The 24,473-nt window shown below is 61.1% G+C and carries 23 protein-coding genes and 1 pseudogene; 7 read left to right on the top strand and 17 right to left on the bottom strand.

Annotation, left to right across the window (positions count from 1 at the left end):
- Positions 1–42: 42 nt before the first annotated feature.
- From LVY75_23450 to LVY75_23435, 4 genes are all read right to left on the bottom strand, one after another.
- Positions 43–813, bottom strand: coding sequence for a glucose 1-dehydrogenase (locus tag LVY75_23450; GenBank protein ID XAZ25810.1), 771 nt, complete (start codon positions 811–813; stop codon positions 43–45).
- A gap of 307 nt (positions 814–1,120) precedes the next feature.
- A complete protein-coding gene (locus LVY75_23445) occupies positions 1,121–1,393 on the bottom strand; it encodes a hypothetical protein (protein XAZ21769.1) in 273 nt (90 codons plus the stop codon).
- Between the two features lie 111 nt (positions 1,394–1,504).
- A complete protein-coding gene (locus tag LVY75_23440; protein XAZ21768.1) occupies positions 1,505–2,281 on the bottom strand; it encodes a molybdopterin-binding protein in 777 nt (258 codons plus the stop codon).
- On the bottom strand, positions 2,278–3,132 hold the full coding sequence (locus LVY75_23435) for a cytochrome b/b6 domain-containing protein (GenBank protein ID XAZ21767.1): 855 nt from the start codon (positions 3,130–3,132) through the stop codon (positions 2,278–2,280). The genes LVY75_23440 and LVY75_23435 overlap by 4 nt, the downstream gene beginning before the upstream one ends.
- 224 nt (positions 3,133–3,356) lie before the next feature.
- On the opposite strand from LVY75_23435, the gene LVY75_23430 reads away from it, so the two are divergent.
- Positions 3,357–4,055 (top strand): DUF1223 domain-containing protein, encoded by a 699-nt coding sequence (locus LVY75_23430; GenBank protein ID XAZ21766.1) that lies wholly within the window; start codon positions 3,357–3,359, stop codon positions 4,053–4,055.
- 37 nt (positions 4,056–4,092) lie between these two features.
- Here LVY75_23430 and LVY75_23425 read toward each other — a convergent pair.
- A pseudogene (locus LVY75_23425) lies at positions 4,093–4,200 on the bottom strand (gamma carbonic anhydrase family protein).
- A 289-nt stretch (positions 4,201–4,489) separates the two neighbouring features.
- Here LVY75_23425 and LVY75_23420 point away from each other — a divergent pair.
- Positions 4,490–5,341 (top strand): hypothetical protein, encoded by an 852-nt coding sequence (locus tag LVY75_23420; protein ID XAZ21765.1) that lies wholly within the window; start codon positions 4,490–4,492, stop codon positions 5,339–5,341.
- 1 nt (position 5,342) lies between these two features.
- Positions 5,343–6,269: a pentapeptide repeat-containing protein gene (locus LVY75_23415; GenBank protein XAZ21764.1), complete on the top strand. Its 927-nt coding sequence runs from the start codon at positions 5,343–5,345 to the stop codon at positions 6,267–6,269.
- Between the two features lie 84 nt (positions 6,270–6,353).
- On the opposite strand, the gene LVY75_23410 is transcribed toward LVY75_23415, so the two are convergent.
- From LVY75_23410 to LVY75_23395, 4 genes are all read right to left on the bottom strand, one after another.
- Positions 6,354–6,884, bottom strand: coding sequence for a gamma carbonic anhydrase family protein (locus LVY75_23410; protein ID XAZ21763.1), 531 nt, complete (start codon positions 6,882–6,884; stop codon positions 6,354–6,356).
- Between the two features lie 10 nt (positions 6,885–6,894).
- Positions 6,895–7,587, bottom strand: a complete 693-nt coding sequence (locus LVY75_23405; GenBank protein XAZ21762.1) for a fumarylacetoacetate hydrolase family protein — start codon at positions 7,585–7,587, stop codon at positions 6,895–6,897.
- Between the two features lie 223 nt (positions 7,588–7,810).
- Positions 7,811–9,835: an adenylate/guanylate cyclase domain-containing protein gene (locus LVY75_23400; protein ID XAZ21761.1), complete on the bottom strand. Its 2,025-nt coding sequence runs from the start codon at positions 9,833–9,835 to the stop codon at positions 7,811–7,813.
- Positions 9,835–13,590, bottom strand: a complete 3,756-nt coding sequence (locus LVY75_23395) for a FecR domain-containing protein (protein ID XAZ21760.1) — start codon at positions 13,588–13,590, stop codon at positions 9,835–9,837. The genes LVY75_23400 and LVY75_23395 overlap by 1 nt, the downstream gene beginning before the upstream one ends.
- Before the next feature lie 130 nt (positions 13,591–13,720).
- On the opposite strand from LVY75_23395, the gene LVY75_23390 reads away from it, so the two are divergent.
- The gene (locus LVY75_23390) at positions 13,721–14,260 is read left to right on the top strand and encodes a DUF5706 domain-containing protein (GenBank protein ID XAZ21759.1); all 540 of its coding nucleotides are present in this window, start codon (positions 13,721–13,723) and stop codon (positions 14,258–14,260) included.
- Between the two features lie 38 nt (positions 14,261–14,298).
- On the opposite strand, the gene LVY75_23385 is transcribed toward LVY75_23390, so the two are convergent.
- The 4 genes from LVY75_23385 to dusA form a co-directional block, all read right to left on the bottom strand.
- The gene (locus LVY75_23385) at positions 14,299–15,138 is read right to left on the bottom strand and encodes an SDR family NAD(P)-dependent oxidoreductase (protein XAZ21758.1); all 840 of its coding nucleotides are present in this window, start codon (positions 15,136–15,138) and stop codon (positions 14,299–14,301) included.
- A gap of 27 nt (positions 15,139–15,165) precedes the next feature.
- On the bottom strand, positions 15,166–15,669 hold the full coding sequence (locus tag LVY75_23380; GenBank protein ID XAZ21757.1) for a GNAT family N-acetyltransferase: 504 nt from the start codon (positions 15,667–15,669) through the stop codon (positions 15,166–15,168).
- 164 nt (positions 15,670–15,833) lie between these two features.
- Positions 15,834–16,352 (bottom strand): DUF992 domain-containing protein, encoded by a 519-nt coding sequence (locus LVY75_23375; GenBank protein ID XAZ21756.1) that lies wholly within the window; start codon positions 16,350–16,352, stop codon positions 15,834–15,836.
- Between the two features lie 136 nt (positions 16,353–16,488).
- Positions 16,489–17,526 carry a tRNA dihydrouridine(20/20a) synthase DusA gene (gene dusA, locus LVY75_23370; protein XAZ21755.1) on the bottom strand — a complete coding sequence of 346 codons (1,038 nt, stop codon included), beginning with the start codon at positions 17,524–17,526 and terminating at the stop codon, positions 16,489–16,491.
- 290 nt (positions 17,527–17,816) lie between these two features.
- Here dusA and LVY75_23365 point away from each other — a divergent pair, with 290 nt between their 5' ends.
- The 3 genes from LVY75_23365 (at position 17,817) to LVY75_23355 (ending at position 20,113) form a co-directional block, all read left to right on the top strand.
- Positions 17,817–18,020 (top strand): hypothetical protein, encoded by a 204-nt coding sequence (locus LVY75_23365; GenBank protein XAZ21754.1) that lies wholly within the window; start codon positions 17,817–17,819, stop codon positions 18,018–18,020.
- A 347-nt stretch (positions 18,021–18,367) separates the two neighbouring features.
- The gene (locus tag LVY75_23360; GenBank protein ID XAZ21753.1) at positions 18,368–18,562 is read left to right on the top strand and encodes a hypothetical protein; all 195 of its coding nucleotides are present in this window, start codon (positions 18,368–18,370) and stop codon (positions 18,560–18,562) included.
- A gap of 207 nt (positions 18,563–18,769) precedes the next feature.
- The gene (locus LVY75_23355) at positions 18,770–20,113 is read left to right on the top strand and encodes a hypothetical protein (protein XAZ21752.1); all 1,344 of its coding nucleotides are present in this window, start codon (positions 18,770–18,772) and stop codon (positions 20,111–20,113) included.
- A gap of 70 nt (positions 20,114–20,183) precedes the next feature.
- On the opposite strand, the gene LVY75_23350 is transcribed toward LVY75_23355, so the two are convergent.
- The 4 genes from LVY75_23350 to LVY75_23335 all read right to left on the bottom strand — a co-directional run bounded on the left by LVY75_23350 (position 20,184) and on the right by LVY75_23335 (position 24,466).
- Positions 20,184–20,522 carry a hypothetical protein gene (locus tag LVY75_23350; GenBank protein XAZ21751.1) on the bottom strand — a complete coding sequence of 113 codons (339 nt, stop codon included), beginning with the start codon at positions 20,520–20,522 and terminating at the stop codon, positions 20,184–20,186.
- 70 nt (positions 20,523–20,592) lie between these two features.
- Entirely contained in the window at positions 20,593–20,934 is a 342-nt protein-coding gene (locus tag LVY75_23345) for a hypothetical protein (protein XAZ21750.1), read from the bottom strand.
- A 260-nt stretch (positions 20,935–21,194) separates the two neighbouring features.
- Positions 21,195–21,986 (bottom strand): hypothetical protein, encoded by a 792-nt coding sequence (locus LVY75_23340; GenBank protein ID XAZ21749.1) that lies wholly within the window; start codon positions 21,984–21,986, stop codon positions 21,195–21,197.
- A gap of 404 nt (positions 21,987–22,390) precedes the next feature.
- Positions 22,391–24,466, bottom strand: coding sequence for a DUF5906 domain-containing protein (locus LVY75_23335; protein ID XAZ21748.1), 2,076 nt, complete (start codon positions 24,464–24,466; stop codon positions 22,391–22,393).
- Positions 24,467–24,473: the final 7 nt, after the last annotated feature.

Here is a 24,473-nt window from a genome sequence, read left to right as displayed (position 1 = left end):
TTCCGCTTGCCTAAGACTTGTGCTGCGAGGCCCCGCTCGGTCTCAGGCGACGGACCATCCGCCGTCCACCAGCAGGTTCGCGCCGGTGATCAGGCTTGCAGCCGGCGATGCAAGGAAGACTACGGCACCCACCACATCATCGGTTTCACCGATCCGGCCGAGCGGAATATGACCGAGGGTCGCTTTGTGATTGTCGGCATCGGATAGAAAAGGTGCTGTACCGTCGGTATGAATGAAAGTCGGCGATACGGTATTCACGGTGATATCGTAGCGTGCCCATTCGGCCGCGAGGCAGCGCGTGAGGTGATTGATTGCCGCCTTGCTCATGCAATAGACGGCCTCGCCACGCAGGGCCACGGTACCGGCCTGCGAGCTGATATTGATGATCCGGCCCCCATTGCGCTTGATCATGTGACGGCCAACCGCCTGGGTCATCAGAAAGGTGCCCTTGATATTGACGTCGAGGATCTCGTCAAGGTCCTTCTCCTCGACGAGTTCCGCGAGATTGCCCGGAGCTACGCCGACATTGTTGACGAGGATGTCGATCCGACCGAACGTGGCCAGCGCCGCGGCGACGGCCTGTGCGATATGGGCCTTGTTGGGAATATCCAGTTCAACCGGGAGAATTTTTCGGCCCGTGCCCTCGAGTTCGGCAACCAGGCCCGCTGAGGCGGCGACATCACGGACCCCCAGGACAATATCGGAGCCTGCTGCGGCACAGGCAAGTGCGCAAGCCCGGCCGATGCCACGGCTCGCTCCCGTCACCAAAGTCACCTTGCCCGCAAGGCTGAAGTCCGGCGCGTTCTTCTGCATCATGATGCCTCCCTCGATGAAGCTCATTTATGCCAGCGTCGGTGTGCGGATGCCAGATGTTCCGCGCATAGCAATGCGCTTGCCCGGCGCTCGGGCAGCACGAGCGTTGCGCGCCCGACGGATTGCGCCGACTCCTCCAGCGTAAGGGATGGCATGGCCGGGTGAGCCGGCGATCAGGCCGTTGTCTGGGAATTCCGTTAGTTCAGCGGCGAACACATTGGCGCCGGTGGGGCGGTTGCCGCCGATCGCGCAGCGGCGTTCATGCCGCGGGCAGCCCCCAGGGCCGCCCGCATCTGTCCGGCAGGCTTCACATGTTGCTCATGCTTTTCATGGCTTTTTCCATGTGCGTCTTGCATTCTTCCATCTTGTTGGCCTTCATGGAATCCTTGGCCATCATCATTTCCTTGGACGCCATTTCCTTCTTTTCCTTCATGGCAGGATCCGTCATGGCATCCATGTCGGCCTGCATTTTCATCATCGAAGCCTCGTCGCATTTCGCCGACATCATCGCGTCCTGTGCAAAGGCAGGCAGGGCGAAAGCTGCTGTCAGGACGATTGCTGCTGCTGTACATTTCAACATGATCTTCTCCTCCTCCTTGCGGGCGCCATTGCCCTTTGCAAGTCTGTCGCGCGGCAAGTCTGTCCCGGGGCAAGACTGTCCCGCAGTAAGACTGTTCGGGGGCACGAGTGCCTAGATTCCGGCGTACCATTCGTAGCCCCGGTCTTCCCAGAAGCCGCCCTTGCCGCCCCACAGGCCGGCGAAGCTGTCCTTCATCTCGATCCGCATCAGGTATTTGGCATGCTTGTAGCCAAGCTGGCGCTCGACGCGCAGGCGAAGCGGGGCGCCGTGGGCGACCTCCAGATCCTTGCCGTTCATCTGGTAGGCGAGGATGGTCTGCGGGTGGAAGGCGTCGATGAGATCGATGCTTTCGTAATAGGTTCCGCTACCGTCCAGCGTCTGCTCGAGCTGGTCTGCGCAGTAGAAGACGGCATAGCGGGCTTGCGGTTTCAGCCCCACGCTCTGCAGGAGCGGTCCGAGCTGCGCGCCCGTCCACTTGCCGATCGCGCTCCAGCCCTCGACGCAGTCGTGGCGGGTGATCTGGGTGCGCGAGGGCAGCTTCTTCAGATCTGCGAGCGAAAGCTCGACGGGACGCTCTACCAACCCGTCAATCTTCAGTCGCCAGTTGGCGAAGCCGGTTGCCATCATCTGCGCATAGGCTTCGCTGTCTGGCTGGCTGGTGCCGTTCGGCCGGAATGTCGGCGAGATATCGGCTTCGGTATATTCGGGCGCCAGCTTGTCCTTGGGAACGAGCAGCCGCTGGCTTTTCATCGTCAGCGTCTCGGCCATGTCGAGAACGGACTGGACGTTGGGGTTCTGGACGACATCGTCGCAGCCGGTCAGGCCGAATGCACCGAGTCCGGCAGCCGATCCGATCAGCAGGCCGCGGCGTGTAATGGAGAAGGTCATCGATCGTCCCTTTCGGTTTCGATCACGTAGCGGCCCGTTATCATCGAGCGCATGTTGTTCCAGAGGCCGGACAGGATCACCATGGCGATATGCACGAAAACGAAGAGGACGATCGACCAGGCGCAGATGAAGTGGATCGACCGGGCCGTTTGTCTGCCGCCGAACAGCTCGAGCAGGAAGGGATAGCCGGCATCCATGGCGGGTGACATGGTCAAGCCCGTTGCAAACATCAGCGGCAGCAGGATGAAGATGACGATCAGGTAGGCGAGTTTCTGCAGCACATTGTAACGCCTTGCTTTTTCACCCTTCGGGAAGCGCAGGCGCGCGTGGTCGGCGATCTCCTGGCCCAGATGGTGCGGCGAGATCTCTTCGCCGCTCGGCGCCAGATCGCGGCGGAAATGGCCCGACAGGAAACCGATGAGCGCATAGATCGATCCGTTGATGACGAAGAGCCAGGCAAAGAACAGATGCCAGCGGCGGCCGGTTGCTAGATCCTGGTAGCTCGGAATGGTGATCCAGGAAGGGAAGCCACGCTCGGTCGCATCATCGCCCGTTCCCGAAACGCCGAGAACGCCTGTCGTGGTGATCTGCAGATTGCCGATGCGAAGCACGCCGCGCGTGCCGCCATCGACGGCGCCGATCGACAGCCAGGAGGGGTCTGCATCCGCACCGTACTGGCCCCAGTAAAGCGCCGGGTGGGCATTGAAAATCTGCAGCCCGCTCATCAAAAGCAGGCTGAGACAGAGAACGTTGATCCAGTGTGTAATGCGGGTTGCCAGCGAGTGCCGGCGGATGACTGTTATCGTCGGGCCTGCTGGAGTGGCCTGGCTGTGATCGTCGAGTGTTGCCATGATCGTTTTCGATGTCCGATACCGTCACGCCCCTACTGCATGTACGTAGGCGAAGCGGGATTTGTTACAGGCGTCCCGAAGTTTTTTCGCTGCCGCCGGAGGCCTTTGGCCGGGAAAGGCTGGCGGCGCGGCTTTCCGGACACCGTCACAAGTGCGTGAGGCTGTAACGAATGGCGTTCCGCCCGCGAAGGAGAACGAGATGCAGATCATCAGGGAGCACCGCCATGACATATTCAGCCCCGTTCAATCTTGCGATCATCGCCGCAATCTTCGGCCTTGGTTCCACCTCTCAGGCCTCCGCCGGGCAATCGCCTGCGGTCGTGGAATTGTTCACCAGCCAGGGCTGTTCCTCATGCCCTCCGGCCAATGCCAATCTCGTCAGGCTCAGCAACGATCCTGATGTGCTCGCCCTGAGCTTCTCGGTGACTTATTGGGACTATCTCGGATGGAAGGACATTTTCGGGAAGAAGGAATTCACCGACCGGCAGGTGACCTACGAGCCCGCACTCGGCCAATCCGGCCCTTTCACGCCGCAGATGGTGGTCAACGGCCACCAGTCGACCGTCGGCTATGATCTCAACCAGATCCGGCGCGTGATCGCGTCCGAGCCCGCACTGTCAGGCCCCGGGATCGCGCTGGCCCCGAACGTGGCTGTCATCGACGCTGCGAAGGGCCGCGCTGCCGCGGCCAACGTCTGGCTCGTCCGCTACGCTCCGGGCACCGTGCAGGTTCCGGTCGCCAGAGGCGAGAATGCCGGCGAGACATTGCCGCACGCTCATGTCGTGCACGAGTTGACGCGTCTCGGCACCTGGGACGGCAAGATGCTGAAGCTGCCGATCCCGGCTACGGCCGGCGACCTCAAGAGCGCCGTCATCGTCCAGGAGCCGAGGGGCGGCAGGATTCTCGCGGCAACGACCGACTGAAAACGGCCGCGCTGTCAGATCTTCCCGCGGTCGACTATCAATCGATCCGCTCGAGATCCCGCGCAAAGCGCTGCCAGTTGCCGACATACTTCTTCGCGGACTGGGTGATCCTGGCGATCGCCTCGTTATCCAAGGTGCAGATCGCCTGATAGACACAAAATCTTTGCTGACCACAGAACGTTTTGAGAGAAAATCCAAATAGTGTCGATGGTCTATCTGGTTTCTCCAAGTGTATGACGAAGTTCTGTATTTATATATGCGCGACTAAAGTGTGGAATTTTATACAGAAATCTAAATGTAGTTTCAGGCGTACAGAAAATATGGGGAGGAGACGACTCAGATGGAGCGGTTTTCGATATTTAATACAACATACCTCGCTCGATCCGAGAAAAAATAGTAAATTACGGATAGCTGCGGAAGCGCGAGGGCGGGAAATGTTCTGGAAGAAGACGGAATATGGAGAGATCAGCAGAGAAGCTCTGGCAGAGACCGATGTTGTATTTCCCGATTTTTCGGCTGCTCAGCGTACTGCAGAGGGGTTTATCCTTGTCGGGACCGTGCACTTCAATCCAGGCTCAATAGATTTCGATGAAGGTCGCGCCGAGTTTGCCCTTACTCGCGGGCGCATTAGCGCGCACGGACTGGGTTGCGTATGTGAACCCGAGAGCATTGCATATGTCGTTCGCTCGGATGAAACACAGGATTTGAAGGTCAAGGTAACGAAAACAGTCGATAGCGAGAAGGGTGGGGAGGCGCAAGTCGCGGCGCAGGCCGAAGTCGGTTTATGGAAGGGGTTCTCGGCTGAGGGAAGGACCGATGGTAAGTTGCGGCAGGCGTTCGGCAAACACGAGGTGCATGAGCTAACCCAGGAAACGGAAGGTAAGAGAAGCCTTATTTCCGCATTCTTGAAGAAGCGCTCGGACGGTAAGGTGGGGCAGGTTGATTGGCTCATTGAGCCAGATCCTCTGACCCCATATGAGACCTCCAGCGGCAATGTTTTTGTGCTTATCGGCGAGCGAATGCGGTCTGCAAGCGAAGGCGCGGGCTTGGCTCGGATTTTGATGATTGAGCCCGATGGCTGTATCGAGATGCGGTTGGAAGTTCGTGCACGCGATTTCCACTGGACCGAAATCGAGTTCAATGAACTTAGCCCTATACATCAGCATGGAAAGCGATTGGTCGATGGGCGAGAAAAACGCGACATCGTCGGGCGCTTGGCGCTTGGCAAGATCCTCGCAGGCACGGTGATGCTGCAAAGGCTGCCGCTGCAATCGGGAGGAAACTGACATGCCAAGATTAGAGGCGGCGGTAGAGAGGCTATATGAGAATTGTTCGGACACGGACAGTCTTGTGCGGCTGGCTGAGTTGGCAGGGCTTGCGCCCGATGTGGATTTCGAAGGCGCGGATTTGCGAGAGTTGAAAGTCGCTGGAGAGGATTTGACAGCGTTCAGCTTCCGGGACGCGGACCTTCGCGGCAGTGATATGAGGGGCGCGCGGTTGAGCCGGACCGCGCTCGAAGGCACATTGTTGGAAGGTGCTCTACTAGACGAAATCGTCTGGGTGGGGGGCGCCGAGTTAGACCGCCGACTGTTGGGCGGGAGCGGTAAAAACTGGTCCGAGATATCAGCGAAAACTTTGGAGGATTGGATCGCCCGAGTTGCGCCAGTGGATGGCAAATACCGTATGAGCCTAGAGACGACCCGAGGCTTTCAGCGAGGACTGCCGTTTTACGAAAATACGAAGATGTTCGCATTTACCGACGAGAGCTGGGGAAATAGAGACCTTATAATCTACTATCTTCAGGATGAAGGAGACGTATTTCGTCTTAATGGAACTAGCCCGCCAATTCATAAGGTGAACGCTAAGGCGCCGATTCACCTCAGTGAAGATAACATATTGGATTACGTTCGTTTTTTCTGCTCGATGGTGCATGGGGAAGAGGGGCCGTTTTGCGTCTTAGAAGCGGGCGACGACCCATTTTTGCCAGAGGAGATGGACGACAAAACACGTCATATAATTGCGGGTTCAGCGCGTCCCGCAACTTATGACGGGATGACCGAGAGCGGAAATTATCTGGTGGCGGCGACCATCTTTTATTCAAATGCTCTCTTCGTCGCGAATTTCGTGGTGGAGCCCACAGGTATGATTAGGATGAATGACGACGAGCCGGTGGCGGCTGGCTTGCCTGTGCGCATTAAAATGCCACTGGCGTGACTCCGGCCATGACCGCATTTCTTAGGAAAGAGAGTTCAAAAAACGTCAAGAGCGGCAATAATTGAGCTGAACCAATCGTAGACGCTAATCGATCCGCTCGAGATCCCGCGCAAAGCGCTGCCAGTTGCCGACATATTTCTTTGCCGACTGGGTGATCCTGGCGATCGCGTCGTCGTCCAGCGTGCGGATCGCCTTGGCGGGTGAGCCGACGATGAGGGAATTGTCGGGGAATTCCTTGCCTTCGGTGATGAGCGCATTTGCGCCGACGAGGCAGTTGTTTCCGATCCTGGCGCCGTTCAGGATGGTGGCGCCCATGCCGATGAGGGTGTTGTTGCCGATCGTGCAGCCGTGGATGATGGCGTGGTGGCCGATGGTGCAGTGATCGCCGATCGTGGTGGGGAAGCCGGGGTCGGTGTGGACCATGACGCCTTCCTGCAGGTTGGTGGCCTTGCCGATGACGATGGGTTCGTTGTCACCGCGCAGGACGGCACCGAACCAGATGCCGACTTCTTCGGCGAGTTCCACATGGCCGATCACATGCGCTTCGGGGGCGATCCAGAAGGTGCCGTGCGGCGGCAGTTTCGGGTGCTGGCCTCCGAGCGCATAGATTGCCATGTCTTCCTCCTCAGACCACGTTCAGCGAGAGCGTCGCGATACTGTCGACGCCGCAGGAAATGCTGTCGCCCTTGTTGATGGCGGCAACACCGGCGGGGGTGCCGGTCATGATGATATCGCCGGGCGCCAGAACGAAGAGTTTCGAAAGCTCTGCAATGATTTCCGGGACTTTCCAGATCATCTGGTTTAAGTCGCCATCCTGTTTGCGGTCGCCGTTGACATCAAGCCAGACGCGGCCATTTACGGGATGTCCGAGGCGGCTCGCGGGGACGAGTGGCGAGACCGGGGCAGAATGTTCGAAGGCCTTGGCAAGCTCCCACGGGCGGCCGAGTTTCTTGGCTTCGGCCTGCAGGTCGCGGCGGGTGAAATCGATCCCGACGCCGTAGCCATAGATACAGTCGAGCGCTTTTTCCGAGGGTATATCGGCGCCGCCGGCCTTCAGCGCCAGCACGCATTCGACCTCGAAATGCACGTCATTCGACAGCGGCGGATAGGGGAAATCCTTGCCGGAGAAGAGGTTGTCAGCGTTCTTCTGGAAGAAGAAGGGCGGTTCGCGGTTGGGGTCATGGCCCATTTCAATGGCGTGATCGGCATAGTTGCGGCCGACGCAATAGACGCGGCGGACCGGAAAGGCCTCGGCGCTGCCTTCGACGGGCAGGAGAACAGGCTGCGGGAGTGGAATGACGGTGGCGGGAAGGGACATGATGGGACTTCTTGGCTGATTGATCTGGGCGAGTCTGAAGATATCGTAAAGCATGTCGCGCAAAACTGCGCGGCGGTTTTGCGATAACGACATGCGCAAGACGAAGAACTAGAGCGCGGCAGGCGGATATGAAAGATCGCAACGCGCTTCCAAGTGCAAAAGGCGCGGAAGGAACCACCTTTGTTCTGACCGGAAACCGCTGCGCTCTTTGGCTTTAATCGCTCTAGGGGGCCGCGATGTCCTGTGCGAGGCTGCCGCGCACCAATGCGTAATAGGCCGAAAGCTCAGGAATGGCCTTCGGCAGGCTGTCGAAGGCGGGGTCGGAGATGCTGAGCGTGCCCGCGTATTTTGCATCGAGGAAGGCGTTATGCTCCGGGAGCGCCGCGCGGTGCGAGCCGTAGAGCACGGTGAAGACGGGCGAGGGCACGGTGCGGCCCTTGACGATGATGCGGTCGAGCTCGACCACAGCGTAATGTTCGGCCACGAGGCGGGCGGTTTCCTCGCCGAGCAGCAGGGCGACGCCATAATTCTTCGAGGCGCCTTCCAGGCGTGAGGCGAGATTGACGCTGTCGCCGAGGCAGGAATAGTCGAAGCGCCGGGTCGAGCCCATATTGCCGACGATGCATTCGCCGGTATTGATGCCGACGCCCATTTTCAGGATATGCAGCGGCCGGCCGGTGGCGGCCACTTCCCGCTCCAGCTCGCGGTTCAGCGTGCCGATCGCATCCTGCATGGCGATCGAGGCCTTGACCGCATGCAGGGCATGGTCGGGGTCGTCGAGCGGCGCATTCCAGAAGGCCATGATGCAATCGCCCATATATTTGTCGATCGTGCCGCCATGGTCCATGACGACATCCGAGAGCGGCGTCAGCAGGCGGTTGATCAGCGTCGTCAGCTGCTCGGGATCGTCCTTCATGGTTTCGGCAATGGTGGTGAAGCCGCGTACGTCGGAAAACAGGACGGTCAGGGTTCGCCGCTCGCCGCCGAGCTTCAGCTGCGAGGGATCGTTGGAGAGGCGCCTGACGAGATCGGGCGAGATATATTGGGCAAAGGCGAGCGTGATCTGGCGCTTCTGGTGGCGCTCCTGCGCATAGTCGAAGGCTGCCTGGCCGAAGGCGACGGCGATGAAGGCGACGGTCGGCCCGAGCGGCGAGACGAAGACATGGGTGAAGCGGATGCCGGCATAGCTTGCCGCGGCGAAGGCAAGGACGGCGGCGGCGGTCGCGACTAGCGTGCGCCAGCTCGTGGCCTTCCAGACCGTTGCGGCGGCGAGCACGACGGCAACGAGGATGCAGATCGCAACGACCGGCAGGCCGGCTTCATTGATGGCGAGGCCATGGACGATATTGTCGTAGATGGTGGCCTGCACCTCGACGCCGGAGATCAGCTTGCCGGTGTGGACGGTGTAGGGCGTGGCATAGGCATCGACGCCGCCCTGGTCGATCTCGGGCGCATTCTGCAGGCTGAGGCCGACCAGCACGACGCGATCCTTGAAGATATCGGGCGGCAGGAAATTCTTCGGGTCGAGCGCCTGATAATAGGAAACGGTGGGATAGGAGCGGGCCGGGCCGAGGGACTGGACGAGCGCGCCTGCCGGCAGATGCGGCGCCTTCATGCCCGCGGCCTTTGCAAGCTCCATGGCAAAGCCATCCTCATAGGATGGAATGTTGCGGAAGATGCCATCGCCACTCAGCGCGATCGAGGCGATGCCGGTGCGCGCGCCGGCTTCCGTCATCTGCGGCAGCGGCGTGGTGCGTACCAGCTGATCGGCCTGCGGCGCCTCGATCAACGTTTCGTCGCCGGCAAGCACGATGTCCGGGCCAACGGCGGAGGTTATCGCCTGATCGTTTTCAGCCGTCGAAGGCTCGGCCATGATGATATCGAGCGCGATGGCCTTTGCGCCGGCGGCGCGCAACTGCTTGACGAGCTCGGCATGCAGGCTGCGCGGCCAGGGCCACTGGGCGTTGATATCGGCAAGCGCCGGCTCGTCGATCGCCACGATGATCGGGCCGCCGGCCGGCGGCGAGGGATCGTCGATCGTGGAGAGATAGTCGAAGGTGCGCAATTCCGTCAGCGCCCAGGCGGGCAGGCGGGAGATCAGCGAAATCGTGACCAGCGTGACCAGGGCCAGCACGAGAAGGCGGATGCCGCGGCTGGAGAAGGGCCAGCCGGGCGGGCGCTGCTGCCGGCCTGTGTCGATGGCGCGCTCTGCCTGAAGCCGTTGTAGGGCGGTCGAGCGCGCCATCATCAGAATCGGATCTTCAGGCTGCCCTTGAAGGCGCGGCCCCAGCCGGGTACACCGGGAGTGATCTCGAAGTCCTCGTCGAGAAGATTGTAGGCCGCGGCTTCGAGCGCGATGCGCTTGTCGAAGGGCTCCCAGATCAGATGGGCGTCGAGGCTCCAGTAGTCGTCGAGCTTGGTGCCGATATCGTCGCCGTGTCGCTCGCCGATATAGTTGGCGGCGACGGTGGCCTTGACCTTGGCTTCATTGACCCAGGTTAGCGCGATCTGGCCGGAGTTTTGCGGGATATATGGCAGGTTGCCACCGAAATTCAGCGTTCCCGGATCCTTGTTTTCGGAATCCATGTAGGCGTAGGTGGCCGAGAGGCCAAAACCTGCGCCGAGCGCAACGTTGGCGGTGACGGCGGCGCGATCGATCGAGCCGCGCGAGAGCGGCAGGCTCTCGATCGCCGGAAGGGCGATCAACGGCAGGTCGATCGAGAAATCATGCAGCTCCTGGTGCTGGTATTCGACCGAGGTAAAGAATTTGTCGGTCCACTCTGCGTCCCACTGGAAGGCTGCCGTGTCCGCATAACCTTCGGCACTGACCGAAAACTGATTTGCCTGCAGACCAAGAATGCCGATCGGGGCAAGGGTGGGAACGCCGAGATCGAGGCTCTGGCGCATGAAGGCGGCGCGCAGCCAATGGTTCTGGACCGGTGCCCAGGCAAGGCCGAAGCGCGGTTCCAGCCGGCTTATATCGACGCCGTCGCCTTCCATGCGGGTTCCAAAGAGAGCGTATTCGCCTTTGAGATCGGGGGTAATGTCGTGCAGAACGTCGATATAGGCGCGACCGATATTGACGGTGTTGCTGACGGTGTTCGGGCCGTCGGTGGTTGCCGGGAGAACCGGAAATCTGGGAAAGAGTTCATGCAGACGAGAGGACGTGGTCGTACTGCCATCGATCCAGCCGCCTTCAATGCCGTATCGCCACGTCAGGGGACCGTTGCCGATGGAATGGCTCAGGGCTCCGATATAGGTCTTCGAGGATGTTTCCTCCGTGCCGTCCAGGAAGGGGATGACGTCCGGATCGGGCAGGCCGAAGAGCGGTGCATCATCCACGCTCAGGAAGTTTTCTGTCTTCGACTTGGTTTCCGAATAGAGGATGGCGCCGTTCAGGATGTTTTCGTAGCCGAACGTATGGCTCCAGCCGATACCGGCATTGGTTATCTCGGCATCCACGAGCCGAGTGGAATATTGCGAGGTCACGATATCCGGAAGGCCGGCGCCAAAAAGATTGAGGAAATCCGTCAGCGCCGTGCCCTGTGACAGCGCATTCAGCGTTCCGTCGTTCTTGGCATGGTTGACATAAGCCACCACACGATCGTCGGGCGTCACGGTCGCCGTTATATAGCCGTTGCCACCGAGCAGCTTGTTCTCGGTCGCATAGCCACCGAAGCTGGAATAGGTGCCGTCGAGCGCGAGCTCCTCCCAGGTCAGGTTGCCGTAGAAGCTGATCGGAATCGTGCTGTTCGAATAGCCCTGGATATCGGCTTCGCCGGTACGGCGCGTATGGCCATCGACGCTGTTGATGCCGCCGCCGACCGAGCCTTCGATGAAGGGCACGTCGAACAGCGTTGCTGCGCGTGAACGGCCGGACAGCACGTGGGGAGAGAGCAGCAGCCCCTGGATGAAGGACGAGTAGCTCGATGCATTGCCGCGGTTCTGGATGATATTGTCATCGCTGAAGCTCGTCGCGTTGACGAAGGGGAAGATGCTGCCCTTGATCGACTGGTCGATATAGCTGCTGCCCTTGAAGGGATCGAAGACGGCATCGCCGTAGTAGCGGCCCCAGGCATCCAGACCCTGCAGGCGGAAGGCGTTGTTCAGCGTCGAGCCGGCGCTGGCATTGGCGCCGAGGCCGCTGAAATCGCCGCCGCGGGCGCGCGAGCGGCGCAGGAATTCCTGCGCGTTGGCGATCGCACCATCGGCATTGTAATCGTCGATATCGACGGCGGTGCGGAAGGCGGAGATGACAGGATCGTTGTCATCCAGACGGTTGGCATTGTCGAGCGCCTGTTCGGAGGGGAGGCGATCGCCCTTTTCGTAATGGGCGGCGGCAAGCATCAGCTGCGATTGCGAGTGACCGGGATTGGCGGTGCTGGCAGCGAGCAGATCTTCCAACGCCTTGTCGCGCTCGCCGGTCTGCAGATAGTAGCGGCCGCGGGCGAGTAGAGCGATATCGAAGGACGGATCGAGGGCGATTGCGGTGTCGATCTCGCGCTTGGCCTCCTTCATGCGGGCCTGGTCGAGATAGAGGATCGCAAGGTTTGCATGCAGCAGCGGGTCCTGCGGGTCGAGCTCGATCGCCTTCTTGAAGGCTTCCTCCGCCTCGCCGTTGGCATCACGCGAACTCTGCAGCAGGCCGAGCGAATTGAGCGTGCCCGAGGCGCCGGGCGCAAGTTCGATCGCGCGGTTCAGGTCCGCGAGCGCGCCGTTGATATCGCTCTCATAGGCCGCCCTGTAACCGGCACGGGCGGCAAGGGCCATCGGATGATCGGGATCGAGCGACAGCGAGCGGTCGGCTGCTTCCTTCATCTGGGCGCGGTCGTCGATGAGTTGCGCCAGCTGGGCGCGGATTGCCGGCAGGGTCGGATCGTCGGGATAGCGCTGTTCCGCTTTCCGGATGATCTCGATCGCGGCGCGCGGGTTTTCCAGGAAGCCTGTCGTATAGGCCTGCATGATGGCGCCATAGGGACCGGTCGTGTTTGCCGGCGGCGGTTCGAAATGAGAGGGGTCGGCCAGCGAGCGGGCGAAATAGCCGCCATATTGCGCCATGTTGCGGCGTGTCGGGTCGAGATGCGGCAGCGCCCTGGCGAAAAGCTTTGCGGCGTCGCCATAGCGCTTTTCGGAACCGGCGATGGTGGCATCGAGCAGGTCGACGCGCGCCTGCTGGGCCACCGACAGTTTGCGGCCGCGGATGTTCTGCAATGTTGCAGCTGCGGCTTGACGCCCGTCGAAGGCGCTCTGCACCTCGGCAAGCTCCAGCCAGTCTTCCGTTGTGCGGCGCCCTGGCGGCAGGGCAAGCAGGCGGCGCCGTTCCGTCGCCATGCGGTCGGCGCGCAGCGGTGAAGTGGGCATCAGGCCGAACCCGTCGCGCAGGTCGAGATAGAAGAGCATCTGCTCGCGGTCGTCAGGATTGACGCTGATGAGCTTGTGCGGCGCCTGGCCGATGGTGGCCACAGCCCCTTCGCCCTCGTTGACGTCGACGCTGCCCTGCGGGTTGGTCAGCGAGACGCGGCCTTCGAGCACGATCATCGAGGTCCTGGCGCCTTCGACGGTCATCGTCCAGTCTGTGCCGCGGATAGCGGCGGCGGCGGCCGGGGTTTCGACCGTCAGGCCCTGGCCGCCACGCTGGGCGCGGGCCCAGATGGTGCCGGATTGCAGGTTGAGGATCGTGTCGCCGGTCGCCGACATCTTCTTGACCTGCAGCGCGGAATTACGGCCAAGGCGGATCTGCGTGTGGTCGGAAAAGAGGATGGCGAGCTGGCCGGTGGCGTTGGTGCGCAGTACGTCGCCATCGAGCAGGTCCTGGTTGAGATCGACGACGCGCCAATTGGTGACATCGACGAAACGCACTTCCTCGCCGGTCTTGCGGGCGATGACGGAGCCTGCAACCGGCGTCGAGCGCTGAACCGGTTCGGCCGCAACCGGAAATGAAAGTAACGTTGACATGAGCGCAAGAGACGTACTTGCGCACAGAACAGACCTCAGCCCCGACATTTCAGATACCCCCGCATCTTTTCCCCGTTTGGCCAAGTGCGGTGTAAAAGTCAAGTCGGGTGCACACGTGTTCTTGCTTTCGCGGTCAAGTGTATTATTAGGGAAACACTATTGCGGGGTGGGGTTTCCTTTGAGCGAGTTTGAAAATTTTGCGGAGCTGCCTTCCAGCTCTCCGTCTACGGACGATGTCGACTCGGAATATTTCGACCATATCAAGAAAATCAACGATATATTCTACGATCAGATCAAGATATCGGACCAGAAGGCTGCGTATATCTTTACTTTCATGCTCGCCTTTCTTGTGAGCTCCGTCGAAGTGAGGGCGGTCTTCACCTGGGCGCGCTATGCGCAGGGCACGCCGCAGGCCATTCTCTTCTCCGGGCTCCTGGCTGCGGCCTCGGTCTTTTCGATTCTGGCGGCGATCCTCGTCGTGCTGCCGCGGCGGCTCGACAAGTCCACCTCGATGTTCTGGGGCGCGTGGCCCAGGCATCGCGACGCCTTCTACGACGCGGCGAACCGGCGCGACGAGCGCTATCTCTTCGATCAGTATGTGGAAAATGCCGATATTCTCTCGCATATCGCGCGCAGCAAATACCGCTTCGTAACGATCGCGTTTCGCGGCCTGATGGTGACGGTCGTGGCCTATGTGCTGCTCTTGGTGGCAGCCTGAAGCCACGCTCCGGCTTGCCGTCGCTCCCGGCAATGACTTCAGCTTTTGGCAAAGTCGGCTGCTGTGAGGGGAACAGGTCTATAGCCGTTGACGTCGGCTATATCATATTCCTGGCCGAGTTCGGCCGCGACCAGGACATGACCGGATTTCGACATCAGCGCCTGGTCTCGCCAAAGGCCAGATATGACGTGGCCGATGAATTGCGGTGACTCGGAATTGGACAGGTCGAAATATTCGGCGTTCTGCATGACTGCTTCGGTGCGGACCAGCCCGGGATAGAGGGCGACAGCGGCGACATTGTGCGGGCGCAGATCATGGGCGAAGTCTGCGGCCATCTTGTCGGCAGCGGCCTTGGCCATGCCGTAGATCGCGTTGCCATCGTAGAATTGCGCTGCCCAGAAGGAAATATTGACGATCAGGCCGCGCTGCGCCTGGATCATGACGGGTGCCAGAGCACGCGACATCAGGAAGGCCGCCCGCAATGCGGTGCCCATCATCGCGTCCCACCGCCAGAGGGGCTGCTCCCAGAAGGCGCGGGGCCAGGTAAAATCGCCGTCCTCGACCATGTTTTCATAGCCGGGCCACGCATTGTTCACGAGAATGTCCAGCCTGCTGCCGGCTTTGATTTCTTCGGCCACGCGCTCGGTCTCGGCGTCATTGCCGTGGTCGCAATGATGAAGGATCAGGCGTCCGGGCAGGTTCTCGGCCTCGACCGCGAGGCCCTCCAGCGAGCCTGCGCGTTTGCCAGCGCTTGCCTCCGCCTCCGAACGTGTCCTGCCGGTCACGTGGACCGTGGCGCCCTCGGCGAGCAAGGCAAGCGCAATCCCGCGGCCGACACCGCGGCTTGCGCCTGTTATCAACGCGACGACATCTCTCATGCTGGCTGGCCTCCCATATGTCGAGTATCAGAATGGCAGAACCATGCCAATGCGGCGGAGCGGATCGAGGCCCTTTTCGGCTTCAGCATCGAGGATGGCCCGAAGGCGCGGGGGGCATTCTTGCTTTTCGAGGAGCCGAAAGCCAAGCGATGCATAGAAAGGCGCGTTGAAGGGGGCGAGGCGGTCTGTCGTCAGCGTTGCCGCGGCAAGCTTTCGCAAACGGCCTTCTGCAAGAAGCGTTTCCATGAGCCTGCGGCCGAGGCCTTTTCTCTGGAAATCCGGATGAACGTCCATTTCGCCGATATGCAGGCATCCCTCCGCGACATAGGCGCCGGCATAGCCGACGGGGATGTCATCCTGATCGCATGCGGCATAGAGGAGGGCGTGGTCGAGATAGTGCTGCAGTTCGGCGTCGCTGCTTGCTTCCGGCTCTCCGCCGACGGCGCCTGTGGCGCGCAGCGTTTCGAAAGAGGCCAACTCTATCGATCGCAAGATGTCGAAATCGTCCCGAGTTGCCTGTCTGGTCCGCATGTCCGTTCCTGCCTGAGATCGGGCACCGGATTACGACAATTCCCGGGAAACGCCAATGGCATTGGGCAGGACGGCTTGCGCCGGATGAAACGCGCGGCTGGCATTGTCCGGTCGGGTAGTCGCGGAAAATACCGGCGGCGACCGGTGGCCGCCGCCGGCAGGACTTAGCGCGTTGCCTTCAGCTGGAGGCGAGAGACGCCTGCGGCCACGTTGACGCCGGTTCCGGTTTCGCCGCTGAGCGGCTGCAATGCGAAATTCTTCGAACTGCCGCCCACAAGCGCGTTTGCTCCGAGACCGACGCCGACGGAAGCGCCGGCAGAGGCGCCGACATAGGTGCCGGCAAGAGCGCCGTCGCCGACGCGGGTGGGGGCGGTGTTGACGACGATCCAGCTGAGATAGGATTTGCCGGTGACCCCGACATCGAGACCGAGCTTGCCGATCGTGCCGGAATAGTGCTCGACCTTGCCGGTGTTCTGCTTGAAGCTGCAATCGATCGCCTTGCTGGAGCCGATGATCATGCCGGCCCCGCCGGCAACGACGCAGGAGAGGGTGCCGAGACGTTGCTGCGGCTCATTTGCGACCTGCTGGGCGGCATGTTTCGGCTGCTTATGCTGGCTCGCGGCCTCAGCCACGGGGACAAAGCCGAGGGAAGCGGCGGCGACTGTTATCATGAGGGTTTTCATGAGCGGTTCCTTTCACCTTCCTTCGTGGGGGATCGTTATAAACGCGTTCAGCCGAACTTCGTTCAAACATGGAAGGGAAACGGACCGGTCTGTCCGCGCATGATTGCCTATGGCCGCAGCATGGTCCTGACCAGCCTCAGGCGCTGACGGCTTCCGTCGCACCCGAGAAATCGACAGCGGCGAAGGCTGCGGCGATCACTTCCGGGCCGGCGTTCGGCTTTGCCGCATCTGTCGAGAGGATCTGGCGGTAGCGGCGGGCGCCGGGCAGGCCGGTAAAGAGGCCGACCATGTGGCGGGCGACATGCTGCAGGCGGCCGCCCGAGGCGATATGGCCGGCAGCATAGGCCATCATGCGGTCGCGCAGCGCATTCCAGTCGGGCTCGGATGCCGGGGCGCCGTAGAAGCGCTGGTCGACATCGGCGAGAATAGCGGCATTCTGATAGGCGGCGCGGCCGAGCATGACGCCATCGACATGGGCGAGGTGAGCTTCTGCCTCATCCAGCGTGTGGATGCCGCCGTTGATGCCGATGAAGACATCGGGGAAGCGCTGCTTCATGCGATAGACGATATCGTAATCGAGCGGCGGGATCTCGCGGTTTTCCTTGGGGCTCAGGCCCTTCAGCCAGGCCTTGCGGGCATGGATCCAGATGGCATCGGCGCCGGCATCGAGCACGCGGGTCATCAGCGCGGGCAGGGCCGCTTCCGGCTCCTGCTCATCGACGCCGATGCGGCATTTGACGGTGACCGGGACGTTTGCGACCTTCTTCATGGCGGCGACGCATTCGGCAACCGTTTCCGGCGTCAGCATCAGGCAGGCGCCGAACGTGCCGGACTGGACGCGATCCGAGGGGCAGCCGACATTGAGGTTGATCTCGTCATAACCATAGGGCTCGGCAATGCGCACGGCTTCTGCAAGCTTGGCCGGATCGGAGCCGCCGAGCTGCAGGGCTGCGGGATGTTCGGCCGCATCGAAGGAGAGCAGGCGCTCCCGCGGGCCATGGATGATGGCGTCGGCGACGACCATTTCCGTATAGAGCAGGGCATTGCGGCTGATCTGGCGGTGGAAATAGCGGCAGTGGCGATCCGTCCAGTCGATCATGGGCGCAACCGCGAAAACCGGCGCCTTGAAATAGCGCTGGATGCCTTCGGATGCAGCCGTCTTTGCCGTGGTCATGATCTCAAGTCTTCTTTCGTCAGGTCGCGGGCCCCGTGGCCTTATCTCGTAGCGGAGGCCTTATCCTGCAAGCCCTTGCCGGTGATGGGCCGGAACCGGGCTTGGCAACGGGACGAGGGCTTATACATGAGAGATGGAGATAAAGCGAGATCGCGCATTCGAGGGTGTCTGCCGTCATTTGCCCGCAGGGGCTTCCGCCCTTGACGCAGGTGCCGTTTTCCCGGAAGGCAGCGAAGGAAGGTCCCGATATTCCCGATATAGGGATCACGCAAAGGAGTAAATTCAGCGTCATGACCGACGATAGCGCAGGGATCAAGGCATTGCTGGCGATGCCGAGGCGAGACAACAGCGCCTATCTGGAAACGCTCCGGCTGGTGAAGGAGGCGTTTGCCGAGGCCGAGGCGGAATTTGCCGGCAAGGTGATCGCGACGACAGACAGCGCCCGGGACGAAGCCGGCAACATCGTCATCATGACCGTGATCAGGCCGGCATAGGCAGGCAGCGCCCCGGTCATGGCGGCAAATCACCTTAAATGGAGGGCAATTGAACCAAAATCCTCCTGCCGCGTTTCTGCCACAAATAGGAGGATTTCGATGGACAACCTGCTTCTGATCGCCACGCTTTGCGGCCTGATGTCTTTCGCCATGGTGTGGCTGCAGACCAAAGAATAGTTTTTCGCGTCAAAGACTTGGCGCGTTCCCATCTATTTGCCGGCACCGCTCTTCCCGCGCCGGAACCCTACCTTTTGTATTGCCCTGAAACGATCGTCTTGACTTCTCTGAAAATGAGAACAAAATGAGAACAAATAAACGTTCTCATCTATGTTCTGATGGAGAGTTCGATGGCAGCAAGCCCGAGTTATTCAGGAGCAGCAGACAAGGCCATGGCCTTTGCCGCGCAGCTGCGCGCAGACCGCGAGCGTCACGAAGCGCGCAGGCGGGAAGAGCAACGCCGCATCGAGGCGATGCGGCCGATCAACAAACATGTGCTGAAGGTGTTTGGCGGGCAGCAGCTGGCGCTGAAGCTGAATAGCTGAGGTGGACTATCCTTGTGAGTGCCCGAACGGGCGGCCGGAATCTGCCGTTCGATATCATCTGTGGGGGCTGACGCTGCGGGATGTGCAAGCCGCCGCCGCCGAGGCATCGCGCGCATTCCCCTGATATTTTTACCATTTTCCGAGTGGGCCGTGGACGGCCTGGAATTTCACACATAAAAGAATTGCAACTATTTGGGGTGGGGTTTCATGAAGAGATTATTGTCGCTGGTGGCTGCGATGGCGTTGCTTGGTTCGGGCGCAATCGCGCAAGGTGCCAAGGAAGATCCTGTGGATATGGTGATCCGATTGACCGGACGGACAGATCCTTATCTACAGGCCATTTATCGGGATCACAGGGATATCGTACTGGAAGTCTACGCTGAGCTGAGCCGTCAGCTATGGGTTGAACAAAAGAAAACCCTTGCGACGGTCATCGACAGGTATGGCACTCCGGCCCTCTCGCGCGCAGGCGACAGTGCCGTGATTGCAGTCATGGACAAGACGGCCGCGCTTACCGATATCGTGGCCGCCAAATATCCCGAAGGCTGCGAGTATTTCTTCACCGGCAATATGCCTGACTGGTATTCCGTTGTGGAAGTCAGAAACGGTCGGATGGATGATCGGCGAGCGAAAACCTATGCTTATGAGGATGGGAAATTCCGCGCTCCGGTTGCCTTGATGTCCGGCGAGGAGCAGTACTGGATCATGACGCGGTACCTGGGAATGACCGGGAGCGAGATAGACAAGGCGCTGAAAGCTCCTGCCGGGGTCAGCGACCAAGACATGTGCTCAATCGCAAAGAAACTCTATAACGTACGCGCTTTGCCGAAAGAGCTGCAGGGCGATTGGGGCAGGGCGTTGCTCTCGCTCGGTCCGTCCCCGGAGAAGCAAAAGCCTGCCGCAGATGCGAAGCCCGCATCCGACTCGGCTGCGCAGGAAAAGAAGGCTGGCTCCTTCGAAAAGGAGATGAAGGTCCTCGCCGGTATCAATCCTTTCGTTCACGCGGTCTTCATGGATCACGAAGCTGAAACGCGGCAGCTGTTTGCCAAGGTCGAAGCCTCGGGGGGCAAGATCGATCCGCGAGCGCAAGTAGCTGCCATGGTGGCGAAATACGGCAATCCTGCGCTGTCGCGGGCAAGCGATGCCATTGCTATCGATGTCTTGAAGAAGACAGCTGCGCTCAACGAGGCTCTCGCGCGATATTATCCGCAGGGCTGCAAGGATCTCATGAGTCTGCGGGTGTCTCAGTCCGCACAGGCTGTTCCCCAGATCAAGGAGAGCTATTGGCAAGTTATGGAAGCCAAGCGCCTGGCCTATGAGGACGGAAAGATGCGGGAGCCTGCGGCCGTTACGCTGACCGCTGAGGAGATCGTGCAGATGATCACGCAGCGCCTGGGCGTGACCACGGACGAATTGAACAAGCTGGCGAAACTCGCCGAACTCAGCGACGAAGAGGTTTGCTCGATAACGATGAGGCTCAACAGGATCGATCCCGTTCCGGAGGCGCAGCGCGGCAACTGGGCGAGGACTGCCATGTCGTGGAGCGGCTGAGTCTTGCCGCCCTGCGCCCGCCCTTCCGTTCGCAAGGGCGGGCGCATTGCGACATTTGACGCTTTCCGCCTTAGCGGTCCTGGAAGATCTTGATGACTCTCGGCGTCATGCGGTTGTTCGTGATGTCGACCGCATCCTGATAGGTTGCCCGGCCGGAGACCAGAGCTTTTTGCATGCGCGCGCAGCCGACCCGAGGCGCATCCTTATCCGAGACGTTCATGAGAACGGCGCCGTCGTGAAGTGTGCTCTTGTCGAGCCTGCTCAGACGCTGGACGCAATTGTTAAGCGCCTCCGTCCTCAACCGAGGACTGCCTTGCAGCGCCGTGACAGTGGCTTGATATTCCTGCTGCGTCGGCGCGCAGCCTGCGAGCAGTCCGGCAATCAATGTTATTGCAATAGTGGCACGCATGATTATTCCTCAATTATGCTGCGGACAGTGTTTTTTGCTGTGATTGGCGAGGCATCTCGAAGCGTCTGCCTCAACCGCCCCGGAAGATCTTGATCAGCTTCGGGGTGTAGCGGTGATTTTTGATGTCGAGCATATCCTGGTAGGTTATGTCGCCGGAAACGATCGCATTTGTGTATCGGCCACAGGCAATCTTCGGAGCGTCCTTTTCTGCCACGTTCAGGAAGAGTGCGGCGTTATGGCGGGACTTCGTGTCGGATAAGCCGAGCTGCCTGATGCAATCGTTCAAAAGCCCGTTTCTCTGACTCTCGCTGCCCCGCGCCACTCTGACAGCTGCATCATATTGTTTCTCGGTCGGCACACAGCCGGTGAGCAATCCGGTGGCGATCAATGTCAATGCAATATAGGCGCGCATGATTATCCCTCAATTATGCTGCGCACAGCCTCTTGTGCTGTGATTGGCGGGGTATCTTTATTTTGATTCTCGTGCTGCGGGAATTATGTTCTTCGAGATTTCTTTTTTCTTCTAGATATGGTTGAAAACATCATGAGTGGACGACGTGTGTGTAGTCGCGAGCGACAGCCCCTTTCTCGGAAGCACCTTGGGGGATAAGGGATGTATGCGCCGCTCAGCGAGCCGGTGACGTTCACATCCGAGGGGACCAGCTTCCGTCGCTACCGCCCGGCCGCCCGGTATGCCTCTGCGCGTTGCTTTTCTCTTGCGGCCTTCACGACCAGCATACCCGCCACGACCAGTCCAAGAACCATCACCACGCCAAGCACGAGCAAATTCGGCTCGGCTGGCAGCGCCGCGCCCGTGCCAGCGCCGCCCGATGCCGACACGGCGATTGCGGCGCCCGCCTTCTGCAGCGTACCCGCCGACTTCTCCGCCTTGTCCGCCTCGTCCGCCAGCACGGCCTTGGCATCCACACCCGGCTGTCCACGGAGATACATCGCCACGGCTTTCGCCTCGATCTTCGCCACGCGTGCGCTCCAGCCCTTGCCGTAGGTTTTCCAGATGGCCAGGCTCTGCATGAAGCCCAGCCTTCTCGCGCAGAGCGACTTGATTTCCTTCACGCCGGCAGTGGCTGCGTGCAGGCGGGTGATGGGGCCGGTTTTGCCGTCGGCGGGGGCGCCGATCACGGTCTGGGCGTCGCGGAGGGCCCGGGCGGGGCCGGAATTGACGGCGTAGTCGAAGGTGGCGAGGTCGAAGCCGGGGGGCAGGGTGTCGCCGCCGACTTCGTCCCAGTATTTCGCCTTGTAGATGGGTCTGACGTCGTCGAGGGTGAGGTTGCGGATGTCGAGATTTGGGAAGGCGGCGGCCGAGATACCGTATTTGGTGCCTTTCAGCGTGCCCTTGCCGATCCTGCCGCCGGTCCAGTTGCCGGGGTCGGTACGCTCGGTGGAGAGGCCGCCTTCGGATGCAAGTGTGATGGAGAGGCATTCGGGAAAATTTGCCGCGGTCATGTCACGTTCCTTTGTCGGTCGGATCGCGACAACCTTCCGACGGCAACAGTTGCAGCCGTGGCATGGTGACCGCAGGCGGAGCGGCCGGCAAATCAGGTGTTGAAGCGGCAATGCGGCGGCTCTTGCCGATGTGAGGAAGCGGGGCCGGATGCAGGGCCTGGCCGGCATCTTCGATGGCCGTTCGGGACGCGAGGATCGCGGCGCGCCTGCGATGTGGCTGAAGGGAAAAGAGTGGCCGCCGCCTCCGCTACAGGAAGGCGGAGTGGGGCGCGGCGGCCGGCCACTGAGGGGCCGACAAAACAACCCGAATTCCGGGCGGATCGTTCCTAATCATATTGGGCTAGGGAGGCGTTCGCCTTCTGCGGCAGAGCGGAAGGCGGGAGTTTCACACCACACGGCAGGGCTCAGAACACGTCGGCATAATTGTTGGCAGCGGCAAGTGCGGCTTCCTTCAGGATCACCCCTTGGGCCACCATGCCGTTTGCAAACCGTACCAGGCGCACGTCGGGCATGGATTTCAGGCGCTGGGAGAAGGTGTTGACGGGCGGCAGGAAGTTTTCGCGGTAGCCCTGGTCGATCGCCCATTTGCGGAAATCCTCGAAGAGTTTGGCCGTGCGCAGCCAGCCGCCCGATGGCTCAGTTTCCGCGGGCTCGATGCGGATATCGAACCATTCATTGAGCGGGTCGAGCAGCAGCCAGGCGTTCAGCGCCTCCTTCGAGCTTGCGGGAATGGTGTAGTGGCCGTTGCGCTTCAGCCGCTGGGCGCCCGATACGGCAAGGCCGAGCAGCAGTTCCAGCTCTTCGCTTGCGATGCGCTCGGCAATATCGGGAATGACCTCATGCTCGGGAATGCTGCGATTGAACTGGATGACGACGAGGCGGCGGCGCAGGCCTCGATCTATGCCGCCATTGAAGCGGGGCAGGGTATTGGTCGTGAAGCAATGCAGCGCCCGGGGGATGAAACTCTCGACATCCTTGTAGAGGCTGCGGCCCTCAATCGGGTTGCCGGTGACGGCTGCCTTGAACTCTTCGCCCGCGATGGCCGCAGCACTCAGCTCGTCTGCGACGTTCGCCGCCTTGCCGGCGAGATTGATGATGCGCTTTTCATCATTGAAGAAGGCGGGCGAAATGGAGGAGACGGCTCCTTCCGGCAGCAGCGCGCGAAAGAGCGAGGCGATGGTGGATTTGCCATTGCTGGCGGTTTCGCCGAGCAGGATGAAGGCTTTCGGCTGGCGGATGCGGGTGGCAAGGCCGAAGGCGGCCGCTCCCAGCATTTCGGCCACGAGGTCGATCTTGCCGGCGGCATCGGGATCGCCCTGAAAGGCGCCGTGGAGCAGCTTGTGCAGGAGCGAGCCCTCGGGCGGATGGCTTTCGGTATGCAGGTTGTAATCCGCTGCGATCGTGAAGCGGAAGCGGTCATCAGGGTCGTGCGCGCGGCAGGTCACCTTGCCAGCCTCATCGAGAGTGATGGTGCAGTTCAGCGCATTGACGCCGATGGCCGAATTGCCGAAGAAGCCGGCCTCGGTGGTGCGCGTGCCGAATTCGTTGACGATGCCGTCGATCATGTGCCGGCCGAGCTTCAGCGGCTTTTCCTTCGGGCCGATACCGATGGCATCGAAGGCATGCATGGCAAGGCGGATCTTCTGTTCGGAGATCGAGCGCCAGGCGGAGGGGCCATAGGCCCAGAACCTGCCGTCGGCGCGCACGATCCGCCCGCCGCAGGCTTTCGCCAGATGTTCGTTGAAGATGCGCGCCAGCCAGACTTCGGAGCCGAAAGGCTGGCTCGGAAACCATTCCGGCATGCTGTCTATGCCATCGGCGCCCGCGGGCGGGGCATTCGGTGCGCTCTGCTCCGGTTCTTCTGTCGCCGGCGGCGGCTCGACCGGCGCGGCCAGGTGGCGGCGGATCGTGGCGCGCATGAAGGCATCGAGATCGAGGCGCGTCCAGCCGGCATCGACGGCATCGGCGCTGTCCCAGCCGCGGCAGGGAAGACGGCCGGCCTGCCAGTCGGCATAGCTGAAATGGCCGAGATCGGAGGCTGCTCCGGCATCGGTAAGACCCGTCAGCCGGACGCGCGCGCCGAGGCTCAAGAGGATGGCGGCGATCTCGTCTGCCGTCGAAAGGCCGGGCGCATCGAAATCCGGCCAGATCACCACGTCGCGGCCCGATAACGGCGACCAGTCCGTATGTTTGACGCCCTGCGTGCCGCCGGCCCAGGAAAGAACGATGCGGCCGGATTTCTTCGCCAGCCGGTCGCGGCATTTCTCGCCCTCGACGACGATCACCTGCTTTGTCTTGCCGAGCGTTTCGAGGCCGTAGAGCGGGCGCGGCCTGGGAAAAGGGTAACGGCACCAGGTCTCCTTGCCGTCCGGCAGGCGGACGAACATGACCATCGGCGTTTCCTTGCCCTCGTCGGGCAGGTCATGGCGCAGCACATAGCCGATCAGGGCGCCATCGGCCTGCCGATAGGGAAAGACCATGGAGGGA

The organism is Sinorhizobium sp. B11, from assembly GCA_039725955.1.
GTDB lineage: Bacteria > Pseudomonadota > Alphaproteobacteria > Rhizobiales > Rhizobiaceae > Rhizobium.
The sequence above is the reverse complement of the archived record's forward strand: the minus strand, read 5'-3'. Positions and strand labels throughout refer to the sequence as shown.